Origin of the sequence: Streptomyces sp. NPDC047043 (assembly GCF_040644055.1) — a bacterium.
GTDB lineage: Bacteria > Actinomycetota > Actinomycetes > Streptomycetales > Streptomycetaceae > Streptomyces.
On sequence record NZ_JBEYVO010000006.1, the window covers coordinates 1 to 12,328 of the forward strand.

Here is a 12,328-nt window from a genome sequence, read left to right on the forward strand (position 1 = left end):
CAACTCTAAGGCCCACACCCGGCCCCAGCCGCCCCCGCGGCCCCCCGCGGCTCAGCGGGGGCCGCGCGGGGGGGCACGGACCTCGGTCCGTGCCCGCGCTCTGTCAGTTCACGTCCGCGCTCTGCAGCGTCTTCGTCATGTCGACGAACCCCTTCTGCGCCGCCACGAGTTGACCCTGCCGTACGACCTGGAGGGTCACGTCGGCGTTGACCAGGCGGGAGAAGCCGATGCCGGCCAGCCGGCTCTCGGAACCCCACTGCAGCGTCGGCGTGAGTGCGCCCGTGTTGACCTTCAGCCCGTCGTCGAGGGCCTTGCGCACGGTCTGAGAGGTCACCTCGCCGCTGCCCAGCGAATCGACGACGGCCTTGAACACGGTGTAGGCGATCCAGGTCGTCTGCACGCCGGCGTCCGCGGCGTCGATGCGGTTGTCGCCGAAGGCCTGCTGCTGGATCACCTTCTTCATGCCGCCCCAGCGCGCATCGCTCGCAGGCGGGTACCAGCCGGTGATGTACGAGCCCTCGTACGGGCCCGACTGCCCGCCGGACTCGTTGATCACCGTCTGGTCGACGCTGTCGAGGGTGGCCGCGGTGCGCACCGCCGGGTAGTCCTCGCGGGCGCGCCGGAAGGAGTCCATGAAGGTGTCGGTGCGGTCCCCGAGCGCGGGAATCACGCACCCCTTCTTCGCCGGGCTGCCGGTCACCGCGCCGAGAGCCCGCTGCGAGGGCCCCGAGTACTCGGTGGTGTCGTCCGCCGCCCGCTGGTCGACCGCGTCCGCGTGCCCGCCCGACTTCAGACCGGAGTCCAGCATGGGCGGCAGTTCGTCGCCCGCGATGCTGTCGGGCCGGATCAGCGCGACGGGGCCGCAGCCGGCGGCGAGTTCCTTGCCGAGGCCGGCCAGCAGGGCGGGCTGGCCGCCGTTGACCGGGTAGGACAGCGGGCTGGTGAACTCGGAGTTGGTGACGCCGTAGCCGCCTATGAAGGGGATGCCGGCGCCTTCCAGCTCGGGCAGGTAGGAGTCGCCGTACTGGCTGTAGGAGCCGACGACCGCGACGACGTTCTCCTTGACGGCGTACGTGGCGCACTTCGCGGCGGCCACGCTGTCGTTGTGGTCGTTGCAGGTCAGGACCTTCAGCTTGCGGCCGTTGATGCCGCCGCGGGAGTTGATCCAGCGGGCGTAGGCCTTCGCGAAGGCGGGCATGCCCGGTTTGTTGGTCGCGTTGGTCTCCTCCGGGGCCCAGGTCATGACGGTGATCGAGTCGTCCCCGGAGCCCCCCGTGGCACCGGGGATGACCCCGCAACCGGCGGCGAGCGACGCACAGGCCACCAGTGCCCCCGCCGAAAGGGCGGTGGCTCTGACGGGGCGGGTGCGTGCGGGGAGGAAGGTGCTGCGGATGCGTCGCCTGCCGGTCATGGGCACACACGCTTCCGCCACATCGCCAACCCGTGGGTGACCCTCGGTTATCGATCGGTGACGTGAAGGTGAATTGCAGGGGTCGGTGAGGCGGAGGAGAGGAAGAACGTACGATCGATGACCGTGCAAGGTTCGGAGAACTCTTCCCGTCGCGGCCGTCGCTCATCCACCATGGGCGGCATGCCCCTGAACGACATGCCATGGTGGCGCTGGCGCAGCAATGTGCGCTCCGCGCTGCACATGCTCTCCGATCCGGCGTTCCAGCGCGACGTCTGGCTGGCCGGTGTCGACGGGTACGGGGACGTCACCGACGCCGTGTACCGCCTGGTCGAGGACACCTGGCTGGACAACTGGTCCGCCGAGAAGTACGTCGGCACGATCTTCCGGGACTCCCAGGAGGCGGCCCTCGTGGACACCGCCGTGCTGCGGGTGCTGCGGATCATGCACCAGGTCGGGCCCGACGCCCCGGTCTCCGCGTACCTGGAGAACCAGGCCTGGCCGGAGGCGGTGCGGGCGGCCAGGGACGCGCACGTGCGGATGGCCGCGGCCGACGGGGAGGACCCGGACACGCCGCCGCGGACCCTCGAGGTGCTCCGGATCATGACCCGGTCCGCGTGACGGACGCCGGCCCGCGCCGACTGCCGTATATGGGACCCTGTCCTGCATGAATGAGCAGTCCGGCCGAGCCGCGTCGGCCCCCGCCGATCAGTACGTCCTCACTCTGTCCTGCCCCGACAAGCAGGGCATCGTGCACGCCGTGTCGAGCTATCTCTTCATGACCGGCTGCAACATCGAGGACAGCCAGCAGTTCGGGGACCACGACACGGGTCTGTTCTTCATGCGCGTCCACTTCTCGGCGGAGGCGCCGGTGACGGTGGACAAGCTGCGGGCGAGCTTCGCGGCGATCGGTGACTCCTTCCACATGGACTGGCAGATCAACCGGGCCGAGGACAAGATGCGGGTCGTGCTCATGGTGAGCAAGTTCGGGCACTGCCTGAACGACCTGCTGTTCCGGGCGCGGATCGGGGCGCTGCCGGTGGAGATCGCGGCCGTGGTGTCCAACCACACGGACTTTGCCGAGCTGGTGGGGTCGTACGGGATTCCCTTCCGCCATATTCCGGTGACGAAGGACACGAAGGCGGATGCGGAGGCGCAGCTGCTGTCGATTGTCCGCGAGAACGATGTCGAGCTGGTGGTGCTGGCTCGGTACATGCAGGTGCTGTCCGACGATCTGTGCAAGCAGCTGAGCGGGCGGATCATCAATATCCATCACTCGTTCCTGCCGAGCTTCAAGGGTGCGAAGCCGTATCACCAGGCTCATGCCCGGGGGGTCAAGCTGATCGGGGCCACGGCGCATTACGTGACCGCCGACCTTGATGAGGGGCCGATCATCGAGCAGGAGGTCGAGCGGGTGGGGCATGACGTCACGCCGGATCAGCTTGTTGCGATCGGGCGGGATGTTGAGTGCCAGGCGCTGGCGCGGGCCGTGAAGTGGCATGCCGAGCGTCGTATTCTGCTGAACGGGCGGCGGACGGTTGTGTTCGCCTAGTGGCTCGGGTTCTCCGGCCGTCGGGCGGGTGCGGGTTGTCTGTGGCTGGTCGCGCAGTTCCCCGCGGCCCTGAAAGCCTTGCGGCGAGCCCGGTTTCTTCAGGGGCGCGGGGAACTGCGCGACCAGCCCCCACTCACCCGCAGTCGCCCGCGATAAAGCAACCCACCCCTACATCCGGCTCAACGACGCGGCCGCGAACAGCACATCCCTGATCGCCTCCCGGTCACCCACCTGCCCCGCCGCCGCTTCCGCAGGAGACACGTGGCCGGCCGCCAGGCGGCAGAACTCCACGCCGTCCAGGGCCACGTGGGCCACCTCCAGGTCCGCCGAGCCCCGGGCCGCGGGGGAGTCCAGGGGGATCAGCCACTCGCCGCCGCCGAGGCCCTCGATCTCCAGGCGGAGGCTGCGGCCCGGCTCGCCCGCCGGGACGAGGTGGTGGTGGGGCGCCGCCGCCAGGCCGGCCTGGCGGCGGGCGGCGAGTACGTTCGGCAGGACGCGGGCCGCCAGGTCGATCATGCGGTGGAGGTGGCGGGGGGACGGCGGCCCGTACGGGTAGTCGACCGCCTCGGCGATGTCCTCCGCGTGGACCCAGCACTCGAAGGCCCGGTCCAGCATCGCGTCGTGCAGCGGCAGTTCGAAGTCGCCGTACGAGACCGCGCGGCGTGCCGAGCCGGAACCGCCGCCCGTGAAGGACACCGTGCGCACGAGGTCGTGGCTCTGCTCGCGCCACGGCCCCCGGACCCCGCGGGTCGGCGGGAAGTACGAGGCGCGCCAGTACGCCTCGGTGCGGGCCTCGGGCGTGGAGTGTTCCGCAGCGGCCTTGCCCAGCGGGTCGTCCAGGCCGAGGGCCACCGCGACCAGCCCGTCGACGGTGAGAAGGTGGGCGATGACGCCGGCGACGGTCGTACGACGGCTCGTCGGGCCCTCGCCCTTGAACCAGCGCAGCCGCACGGGCGCATGCCACTCGGCGTCCCCGATGTCCTGCAGCAGGGCGTCCAGCCGCGCGGTCTCCGCGTCGTACGGAGCCGCCCAGTCGGGCACCGGGATGCGCGGCGGGCGCCGGCCGAGGCAGCCGTCGAGGACGCGGGTGCGCAGCGCCGGGTCCAGGTCGAGGCTCTCCGGCGGGTGCAGCAGGCCCACGGCGTTGCGCAGCCGCAGTGCCTCGTCGGCGCAGGAGCCGCAGTCGCCGAGGTGCTCCTCGACGGCCGTCGCCTCCTCGGGCGAGCAGGCCGCCAGCGCCCACGCGCCGAGGAGCGACTTGAGGACGCGGTGCTCCAGGACGAGCGGGGCCGGCCGCGGTGTCAGGTCCGTCAGGTCCCCCAGCGCGGGCAGCGGTCGTCCGCCGTCCTCCACGGAGGCGCGGGGCATCGGTATGCGGGGCGATCGGTCGGGGTCCTGGCCGTTGCCATTGCGGTCGCCGTTGACGGGATCGCCGGGACCGGACGGTCCGTCCGGGGTGCCGTAGCCCTCCTGCTGTTCGTCCTTGTCGTCCTTCTTCTCGTCCTCGCCCTCGAATCCCCCGTGGTCGAAACGGTCCGCATCGCTCACGCCGCACCCCCGTAGCCGGGCGGTGCCCCGGGTGCGCCGGCGTCGTGGGCGGTGGACAGCAGCTGCAGGCCGAGGCGGAGCCGGCGGCGGGCCTCGTCCTCGGTGACGCCGAGGTCGGCCGCGGTCTGGCGGTAGTCGCGGCGCTGGAAGTAGGCGAGTTCCAGGGCGGCGCGCAGCGGGACGGGCATGGACTGGACGATGTAGTCGGCGCGGGCGGCGACCGAGGCGCGGCGGACCTTGCGCTCGAGCTCCTCGGCGGAGCCGCCGGAGCCCTGGGCCAGGGCGGCGGTCTCGGTGGCGCGCAGCCGCTGCACGGCCAGGCGGTGGGTCAGCGTGGCGACCCAGGAGCGCAGCGGACCCTGCTTGGGGTTGTACGCCTCGGGGTGCTCCCAGACATGGGCGAAGACGTCGCGGGTGATGCCGTCGGCGGCGCGCTCGTCGCCGAGGACGCGGTGGGCCAGGCCGTGCACGAGCGAGGCGAACCGGTCGTAGAGCTCGCCGAGGGCGGCCGCCTCACCGCGTGCAAGTCGCTGCTGCATCTTGCGGTCCCAGCGGGGCGGTGCGTCCTTCTTCGCCATACGGCCCCCTCACCCCTGCCTGTGCGCGTGCTCCGACCAGCCTGCGTCCACCGTCTCCTCGAATGTAGTCGGCACCCGCGACAGCGCACGCCCCTTTGTGGCAATGCGCGCCCCCGGCCGATCTGCAGGTGATAGTGGACCTTCGCCTACCCGGTTCAGATCTGATCGAACAGGATCGAAGGCGACTAAAACAAGCCTCTTCTGATCGGTTTCCGTTTCTGGTGCTGTGTTTCAGGGAACGGCCGCTGGGCAGCCGCGCTGCAAGGAAGCGTAGGGATGACTTCCGTTTGCGGGGGGTCCGGCGAGCGAAGGGCATGGTGGTGGCGTTCAAGGTGACCTGCGTGGAGCAGGGTGAGTGGGCCGTGCTCCGGGTGTCGGGCGAACTGGATCTGGTGACCTCGCCCACGCTGCGGCAACGGGTGCACGACGTGGTGGCGGAGGGCGGCCACTGCCTCGTGCTGGACCTCTCCGAAGTCTTCTTCTGCGACTCCAGCGGCGTCGGCGTGCTCATAGCCGCCCGCCGGCTGATCCGCTCCTGCCAGGGCCGGCTGCGCCTGATACTCCCGGCCCGGGGCGCGGTCGAGGGCTCGCACGTCAACCGCGTCCTGGGTGCCCTCGGTGTCCGGCGCCTGTTCGACGTGTACGCCGACCTGGAGGCGGCCGTCGCGGAGGAGGCCGGCCCGCTGTCGGCCTGACCTGGGCGGCAGCCACCGGAGAGTTACAGATCGCCCTTGTGTGCCACACCGTTGTCCCGAAATTCCCCCGGTCTTGGCACAAGCGTCGCTTTCCCGCGCCCGGAGGCCCCCTCGCGTCGTACGCTCCGACGAGACGCACCCGAGATGACGTAAGGCGGCCCGAAAGACATGGTCAGCAGCGAGTACGAGCGCCGGATCGCGGCCCGGTTCGCCACCTTCGACCAGGACGGCAACGGCTACATCGACCGCGAGGACTTCAGCGGCGCGGCCAAGGCGCTGCTCGCCGAGTTCGGCGTCGCGGCCCGCTCCGACAAGGGCCAGGCGCTGTACGCCGGCGCCGAGGCGTTCTGGCAGGGCATGGCCGGGATAGCGGACCGGGACGGCGACCAGCGCATCAACCGCGACGAGTTCGTGAACGGCGCGGTCAAGCGCCTGCGCGACAACCCCGACCGGTTTGCCGAGATCGCCCGCCCCTTCCTGCACGCGGCCATCGCCCTCGCCGACACCGACGGAGACGGAACGGCCACCGTCGAGGACACCGCGCGCGTGCTGCGCATTCTCGGAGCGGACGGCGAGATCGCCAAGGCGGCCGCCGCCGCGCTCGACACGGACGGCGACGGCAGGGTCGGCGAGGCGGAGATCGTGCCCGCCTTCGCCCGCTACTTCACGGTCCCTGAGTAACGCTCCCCGAATACCGCTCGCGCAGCTTGTACTTGAGCACCTTGCGCAGCGTCTCGTTGCGCGGGAGGGCGTCCACCACCTCCAGCTGCTCCGGCAGCTTGTGCACGGACAGCCCTTCCGCGCGCAGATACGAGGTCACCGCCTCCAGGCTCAACTCCGCGGCGCCCTCCGGCTGTTCGACCACCGCGCACACCCGCTCCCCGCGCTCGGCGTCCGGCAGTCCGATCACCGCCACGTCCCCGACGGCCGGATGCGCGGCCAGCAGGTCCTCGATCTCCTTCGCCGAGATGTTCTCGCCCTTGCGGATGATCACGTCCTTGAGCCGCCCGGTGAGCACCAGATGTCCGCTGCCGGTCAGATGCCCCAGGTCGCCGGTGCGCAGGAACCCCACCTCGTCGAAGGCCTCCGCGGTCTGCGCCGGATCCAGGTACCCCTGGCACACGGCCTCCCCGCGCAGCCGCACCTCCCCGTCCACGATCCGTATCTCCATCCCCTCCGGCGGCCGCCCCTCGGTCGTCGCGAGGTTCTCCACGGTGTCGTCCGGCGACCCCATGGTGATCATCGGCACCTCGGTCATGCCGTACCCGTGGGTGAGCTGCACCTCCATCTCCCGTACGACGGCGTGGTACACCTCCGGCGGCTTCGGTGCCCCGCCGCCCGCGAGCAGTCGTAGCGAGGGAATGACCTTCTGCCCGGGCTGCTTGCGCTGTTCCGCCAGGAACATCGAGTAGAACGCCGTCGACCCGCCCGCGACCGTGACGCCGTGCTTGCGATAGCCCTCCAGTGCGTCCGGCAGCGCGAACTGCTCGAACATCACCGCCGGGAAGCCGTACAGCAGCAGCATCACGGTGTAGTCGGGCCCGGCGATGTGGGCGTACGGGAAGGCCATCGAGCCCACGTCGTCCGCCGACAGGTGCAGTGCGTGCGCGAGGCACGAGCCGCCCGCGATCAGCGAACGGTCCGTGTGCAGCACGCCCTTGGGGTCGGAGGTGGTGCCCGAGGTCCAGTAGATCCAGCGCACGGCCGTGCCGTCGGCGGGCGCGGCGGGCAGCACGCCCGGATCACCGTCGGGCAGGTCGGCGGCGTCGTACGCCTCGAAGATCCCCTTCGCCCCGAGCCGCCGCGCCATCCCCGTGTGGTCGAAGCCCCGCCACTGCCCGGGTACGGCGAAGTACTCGGCCTTCGACTCCCGGAGCGCGAAGCCGACTTCGCGGTCCCGGTAGAAGGGGATGACCGGTGTCTGTACGGCGCCCAGGCGGGCCAGGGCGAAGGACAGCAGGGCCGTCTCGATGCGGGTGGGCAGTTGCCAGGCGACCACTGTGCCGGGGCGTACGCCCATGCCGTACAGGCCCGCCGCCACACGCTCGGCACGCGTGCGCAGCTCGCCGAAGCTCAGGGAGCGGTCGTCCTGGAGCAGGACCGGACGGTCGGGGGTGAGGTCGGCGCGGCGGGAGACCAGGTCCCAGAGGGTGCGGGACGAGCTGAGCGCATGGGCGGTGTCGTTCACGGCGGCCCCCTCGTGAAGCTGACGGTCAGTCAGATCGTGGGCAGAGCGTAGGGCTCGGCGCCTTGTCGGTCCAGGGGTGCGGGGCTAGCCTGCTAGGCACATTCGTAATCTGACGATCCATCAGATACGGCCAGTGCCGGCGGAGGGGACCATGACCGAACTGCCCCGCATCATCAGCGTCGACGACCATGTGATCGAGCCCGCGCACCTCTTCGAGACCTGGCTGCCGGCGAAGTACCGGGACCGCGGCCCGCAGCCGCTCACCGCCGGGATCGGTGAGCTCGCCTACGTCGCCGGCAAGTACCAGATCACGATGGACCCGGCGGGCCCGCCGACCGACTGGTGGATCTACGAGGACCTGAAGTTCCCCTACAAGCGCAACATCGCGGCCGTCGGCTTCGACCGCGACGAGATGACCCTGGAGGGGATCACCCGGGAGCAGATGCGGCGCGGGTGCTGGGATCCGAAGGCCCGGCTGGAGGACATGGACCTCAACCATGTCGAGGCCAGTCTCTGCTTCCCGTCCTTCCCGCGCTTCTGCGGGCAGACCTTCGCCGAGGCGCACGACAAGGAGGTCGCGCTGGCCTGTGTGCGCGCCTACAACGACTGGATGGTGGAGGAGTGGTGCGGGGACAGCGGGGGCCGGCTCATCCCGCTGTGCCTGATTCCCCTGTGGGACGTGGACCTGGCGGTCGCGGAGATCCGGCGCAACGCCGCGCGCGGGGTGAAGGCGGTGACCTTCTCCGAGATCCCCACCTACCTGGGCCTGCCCTCCATCCACTCCGGCTACTGGGACCCGTTCTTCGCGGTCTGCCAGGAGACCGGCACGGTCGTCAACATGCACATCGGCAGCAGCTCCCAGATGCCGGCCGCCTCGCCCGACGCACCGCCCGCCGTCCAGGCCTCGCTGAGCTTCAACAACGCCATGGCCTCGATGATGGACTACCTGTTCAGCGGGGTCCTGGTGAAGTTCCCGCGGCTCAAACTCGCCTACTCCGAGGGGCAGATGGGCTGGATCCCGTACGCCCTGGAACGCGCCGACGACGTCTGGGAGGAGCACCGCGCGTGGGGCGGTGTGCGGGACCTGATCCCGGAGCCGCCGTCGACGTACTACTACCGGCAGATGTTCTGCTGCTTCTTCCGCGACAAGCACGGCGTCGCCTCGCTGGACGTGGTGGGCCGGGACAACGCCACCTTCGAGACCGACTACCCGCACGTCGACTCGACCTTCCCGCACACCAAGGAGGTCGCCCTCGACCATGTGAAGGGCCTCGACGACGAGACGGTCTACAAGCTGATGCGGGGGAACGCGATCCGCATGCTGGACCTGGAGTTCGACCGCTGATGGACCTGTCGTACACGCCCGAGGAGGAGGAGTTCCGGACGCGGCTGCGGGAGTGGCTCGGCAAGGTGCTGCCGACCCTGCCGCCGAAGCCGTCCCCGGACGACTGGCCCGCCCGCCGGATCCACGACCTCGGCTGGCAGCGGATGCTGTACGACGCCGGGTACGCCGACGTCCACTGGGACGCCTCCCCGACCACCAGGCTGATCTTCCTGGAGGAGACCGAGAAGGCCGGCGCGCCCTACGTGGGCGCGAACTTCGTCGGACTGCTGCACGCCGGGCCGACCATCGCCGCCGAGGGGACGCCCGAGCAGCGGACGCGCTGGCTGCCGCCGATCCTGCGCGGCGAGGAGGTCTGGTGCCAGGGCTTCAGCGAACCGGACGCCGGCTCCGACCTCGCGGCGCTGCGCACCCGCGCGCGCAGGGACGGCGACGACTATGTGGTGAACGGGTCCAAGATCTGGACCTCCCATGCCGAAGTGGCCGACTGGTGCGAGCTGTTGGTCCGTACGGACCCCGACGCGCCGAAGCACAGGGGCATCACCTGGCTCGCCTTGCCGATGGACGCCCCTGGGATCACCGTACGGCCGCTCAGGACCCTCGCCGGATCGGCCGAGTTCGCCGAGGTGTTCCTCGACGACGTACGCGTGCCGGTCGCGAACCGGGTCGGGGAGGAGAACGACGGCTGGCGCGTGACGATGGTGACGCTGTCCTTCGAGCGCGGTACGGCGTTCGTGGGCGAGGTGGTCGCCTGCCGGCGCGTGCTGGGCGAACTCGCCGCGGAGGCGCGGGCCAACGGCCGCTGGGACGATCCCGTGCTCCGGCGGCGGCTGGGCAGGCTGAACGCCGAGTTCCGGGCGCTGTGGCGGTTGACGCAGTGGAACGTGAGCGAGGCGGAGGCCTCCGGGGGGGTGCCGGGAGTGGGGGGTTCGGTTTTCAAGCTGCGCTACTCGCACGCCCGTCAGGAGCTGTATGACGCGGCGTCGGAGGTGCTGGGGCCGGACTCGCTGGATCTGGAGCGGCCCTGGATGCTCGATCGGCTGTCGTCGTTGTCGTACACCATCGCGGCGGGTACCTCGCAGATTCAGCAGAACATCGTGGCCGAGCGGATTCTTGGGCTGCCGAAGGGGAGGTGAGCTGTGCGTTTTCAACTGACCGAGGAGCAAAGGGCATTGCAGGCTGCTGTGCGGGATGTCGTCGGTCGTCGGTCGTCTGCGGGTGCGTGGGGGCTGGTCGCGCCCCGCGGCGGAGCCGCTGATGTATACAGCCCCGCGCCCCTGAAAGACATGCAGTCGGCCGGCGATTCTCAGTTCCGTCTTGATCGGGGCTTGTGGCGGGCGCTCGGGGGCCTCGGGTTCTTCTCTCTGCGTTTGCCCGAGGCCGACGGTGGGGCCGGACTCGGGCTGCCCGAAGCCGTGTTGGCGTTCGAGGAGGCGGGGCGGGCACTCGTGCCGGGGCCGCTGGTGGCGACGCATCTCGCGGCCGGGGAGGTGCCCGGTGCGGCCACCGGGGAGGTCGTCGTGGCTGCCGTGGACGGACGGATCGTGGAGTGGATGGACGAGGCCGACGTCGTGCGGCGGGGTGCCGAGGGGGCCGTACCGCTGCGGTCGGTGGATCCGTTGACGCCGCTGCATCGGGTGCCGGCGCCGGGGCGGACCGATCCCGTGGCCGTGGTCCTCACCGCGGCCGAGCAGCTCGGTACGGCCGCGCGCGCCTGCGAGCTGGCCGTGCAACACGCCCGGACGCGCGAGCAGTTCGGGCGGCCGATCGGGGCCTTCCAGGCGGTCAAGCATCTGTGCGCGCAGCTGCTGGTGCGCGTCGAGGTGGCCCGTGCCGCGGTCTATGCGGCCGCCGTCACCGCCGACCGGGCCGACATCGCCGCGGCCCGGCTGCTCGCCGACGAGGCCGCCGTGCGCGGTGCCCGGGACTGCGTCCAGGTGCACGGCGGCATGGGCTTCACCTGGGAGAGCGAGGTGCATCTGCTGCTGAAGCGGGCCTGGGTGCGGGCGCAACGTGGCGGTGGCCACACGGAGAGTGAGGAGCTGCTCGCGGCCGATCTGGTCGCCTGAGAGCGGCGGCCTGCGATGTTGCGGAGGGCGCTCTCGCAGATGTCGCGGATTGTGGCATACCGGAATTACGGAGCGTTGATATCGGGTTGTGTCCTATGCGTGACCCGTCACGTCCTGGAGTCGGCCGCCCGCTCCGGTACCTTCTGTGGGATGCGAGTGGTTCCGAGCACGAGCCGTGCCGGTGTTGCCCCCGGGGTGATGCCGGAACTGGCCTGTTCGAGTCCCCGCAATGAGCGTCGCACAGTATGCCGCACGGGTACTCCTTCGCGCTGGAATATGCCCGAAGCGCTTGTTGAGGTGACTGTACGTCAACCATGCTGTCTCTTAAGGGATTCACGTTCCGTGACCCTGGCTCTGGGCTCTGCACTGGCTGTTGTTCTGGTCATGCAGAAAATGGCTACGATCGTGGCCCTCGTTGCGGTGCGCGCGTGGCGCGAGGTCATGTGTCGGCCGGTTCGGATGGTGTGAGCGGTGCAGGTGCTTCAGGTGCAGCTGGAAGTGCGGCCCGACCCCGCGGAGGTGGGGCGAGCCCGGAGGTGGGCCCGTTCGCGCCTCGCCGGGTCCGGGATAGAGGCCGACGAGCCGCTCGCCGAGACGCTGATCCTGCTCGTCTCCGAACTGGTCACCAACGCCGTGGTGCACACCGGCTGTCCGGCCGTGCTGCGTCTGTCCCTGCCCGGAGTGGCGGGCGAGTCGGCCACCGTCCGCCTCGAGGTGGCCGACTCCAGTGACCGCGCCCCGGTGCCGCGTTGTGTGGACGGCGACGCGACGGGCGGCCGCGGCCTCGCACTTGTCGACGGTCTCGCCGACCGCTGGGGCTGGAGCCCCGAAGGCGCGGGCAAGCGCATCTGGTGCGAACTCGACCGCATCGACCGGTCCAGAGGAGCCGCGGAGGCATGCGTGACCGGCGCTTCGGCGTACGAGGGGCTGGCGTTCGAGGCGGTGTGA

At 70.6% G+C, this 12,328-nt stretch carries 12 protein-coding genes; 8 read left to right on the forward strand and 4 right to left on the reverse strand.

Features of this window, described 5'->3' with window-relative positions; all coding sequences use genetic code 11:
* Positions 1–103: 103 nt before the first annotated feature.
* The gene (locus ABZ880_RS10765) at positions 104–1,411 is read right to left on the reverse strand and encodes an ABC transporter substrate-binding protein (protein ID WP_361259965.1); all 1,308 of its coding nucleotides are present in this window, start codon (positions 1,409–1,411) and stop codon (positions 104–106) included.
* A gap of 117 nt (positions 1,412–1,528) precedes the next feature.
* On the opposite strand from ABZ880_RS10765, the gene ABZ880_RS10770 reads away from it, so the two are divergent.
* Complete coding sequence (locus ABZ880_RS10770; protein WP_361259967.1) at positions 1,529–2,029, forward strand: hypothetical protein; 501 nt, start codon at positions 1,529–1,531, stop codon at positions 2,027–2,029.
* 46 nt (positions 2,030–2,075) lie between these two features.
* The gene (purU, locus tag ABZ880_RS10775) at positions 2,076–2,960 is read left to right on the forward strand and encodes a formyltetrahydrofolate deformylase (protein WP_361259969.1); all 885 of its coding nucleotides are present in this window, start codon (positions 2,076–2,078) and stop codon (positions 2,958–2,960) included.
* Between the two features lie 168 nt (positions 2,961–3,128).
* Here the strand turns inward: purU and ABZ880_RS10780 are convergent, their stop codons facing one another.
* Both ABZ880_RS10780 and ABZ880_RS10785 read right to left on the reverse strand, forming a co-directional pair.
* The gene (locus ABZ880_RS10780) at positions 3,129–4,508 is read right to left on the reverse strand and encodes a zf-HC2 domain-containing protein (RefSeq protein ID WP_361259971.1); all 1,380 of its coding nucleotides are present in this window, start codon (positions 4,506–4,508) and stop codon (positions 3,129–3,131) included.
* Entirely contained in the window at positions 4,505–5,086 is a 582-nt protein-coding gene (locus tag ABZ880_RS10785; protein WP_361259973.1) for a sigma-70 family RNA polymerase sigma factor, read from the reverse strand. The genes ABZ880_RS10780 and ABZ880_RS10785 overlap by 4 nt, the downstream gene beginning before the upstream one ends.
* A gap of 314 nt (positions 5,087–5,400) precedes the next feature.
* Here ABZ880_RS10785 and ABZ880_RS10790 point away from each other — a divergent pair, with 314 nt between their 5' ends.
* Positions 5,401–5,781 carry an STAS domain-containing protein gene (locus tag ABZ880_RS10790; RefSeq protein ID WP_361259975.1) on the forward strand — a complete coding sequence of 127 codons (381 nt, stop codon included), beginning with the start codon at positions 5,401–5,403 and terminating at the stop codon, positions 5,779–5,781.
* Positions 5,782–5,949: 168 nt separating this feature from the next.
* On the forward strand, positions 5,950–6,462 hold the full coding sequence (locus ABZ880_RS10795; RefSeq protein WP_361259977.1) for an EF-hand domain-containing protein: 513 nt from the start codon (positions 5,950–5,952) through the stop codon (positions 6,460–6,462).
* Here the strand turns inward: ABZ880_RS10795 and ABZ880_RS10800 are convergent.
* Positions 6,446–7,969, reverse strand: coding sequence for an AMP-binding protein (locus tag ABZ880_RS10800; protein ID WP_361259979.1), 1,524 nt, complete (start codon positions 7,967–7,969; stop codon positions 6,446–6,448). The genes ABZ880_RS10795 and ABZ880_RS10800 overlap by 17 nt on opposite strands.
* A 151-nt stretch (positions 7,970–8,120) precedes the next feature.
* On the opposite strand from ABZ880_RS10800, the gene ABZ880_RS10805 reads away from it, so the two are divergent.
* From ABZ880_RS10805 to ABZ880_RS10820, 4 genes are all read left to right on the forward strand, one after another.
* Positions 8,121–9,314 carry an amidohydrolase family protein gene (locus ABZ880_RS10805; RefSeq protein WP_361259981.1) on the forward strand — a complete coding sequence of 398 codons (1,194 nt, stop codon included), beginning with the start codon at positions 8,121–8,123 and terminating at the stop codon, positions 9,312–9,314.
* Positions 9,314–10,447, forward strand: coding sequence for an acyl-CoA dehydrogenase (locus tag ABZ880_RS10810; RefSeq protein WP_361259983.1), 1,134 nt, complete (start codon positions 9,314–9,316; stop codon positions 10,445–10,447). The genes ABZ880_RS10805 and ABZ880_RS10810 overlap by 1 nt, the downstream gene beginning before the upstream one ends.
* Positions 10,448–10,450: 3 nt before the next feature.
* Positions 10,451–11,380 (forward strand): acyl-CoA dehydrogenase family protein, encoded by a 930-nt coding sequence (locus ABZ880_RS10815; protein WP_361259985.1) that lies wholly within the window; start codon positions 10,451–10,453, stop codon positions 11,378–11,380.
* 486 nt (positions 11,381–11,866) lie between these two features.
* Positions 11,867–12,328, forward strand: a complete 462-nt coding sequence (locus ABZ880_RS10820) for an ATP-binding protein (RefSeq protein WP_361260522.1) — start codon at positions 11,867–11,869, stop codon at positions 12,326–12,328.

Excerpts from the sequence above, each read along its gene's own strand:
- ABZ880_RS10785 (WP_361259973.1), bottom strand. The coding sequence starts at position 5,086 with ATGGCGAAGAAGGACGCACCGCCCCGCTGGGACCGCAAGATGCAGCAG.
- ABZ880_RS10810 (WP_361259983.1), top strand. The coding sequence starts at position 9,314 with ATGGACCTGTCGTACACGCCCGAGGAGGAGGAGTTCCGGACGCGGCTG.
- ABZ880_RS10765 (WP_361259965.1), bottom strand. The coding sequence starts at position 1,411 with ATGACCGGCAGGCGACGCATCCGCAGCACCTTCCTCCCCGCACGCACC.
- purU (WP_361259969.1), top strand. The coding sequence starts at position 2,076 with ATGAATGAGCAGTCCGGCCGAGCCGCGTCGGCCCCCGCCGATCAGTAC.
- ABZ880_RS10805 (WP_361259981.1), top strand. The coding sequence starts at position 8,121 with ATGACCGAACTGCCCCGCATCATCAGCGTCGACGACCATGTGATCGAG.
- ABZ880_RS10770 (WP_361259967.1), top strand. The coding sequence starts at position 1,529 with ATGACCGTGCAAGGTTCGGAGAACTCTTCCCGTCGCGGCCGTCGCTCA.
- ABZ880_RS10795 (WP_361259977.1), top strand. The coding sequence starts at position 5,950 with ATGGTCAGCAGCGAGTACGAGCGCCGGATCGCGGCCCGGTTCGCCACC.
- ABZ880_RS10790 (WP_361259975.1), top strand. The coding sequence starts at position 5,401 with ATGGTGGTGGCGTTCAAGGTGACCTGCGTGGAGCAGGGTGAGTGGGCC.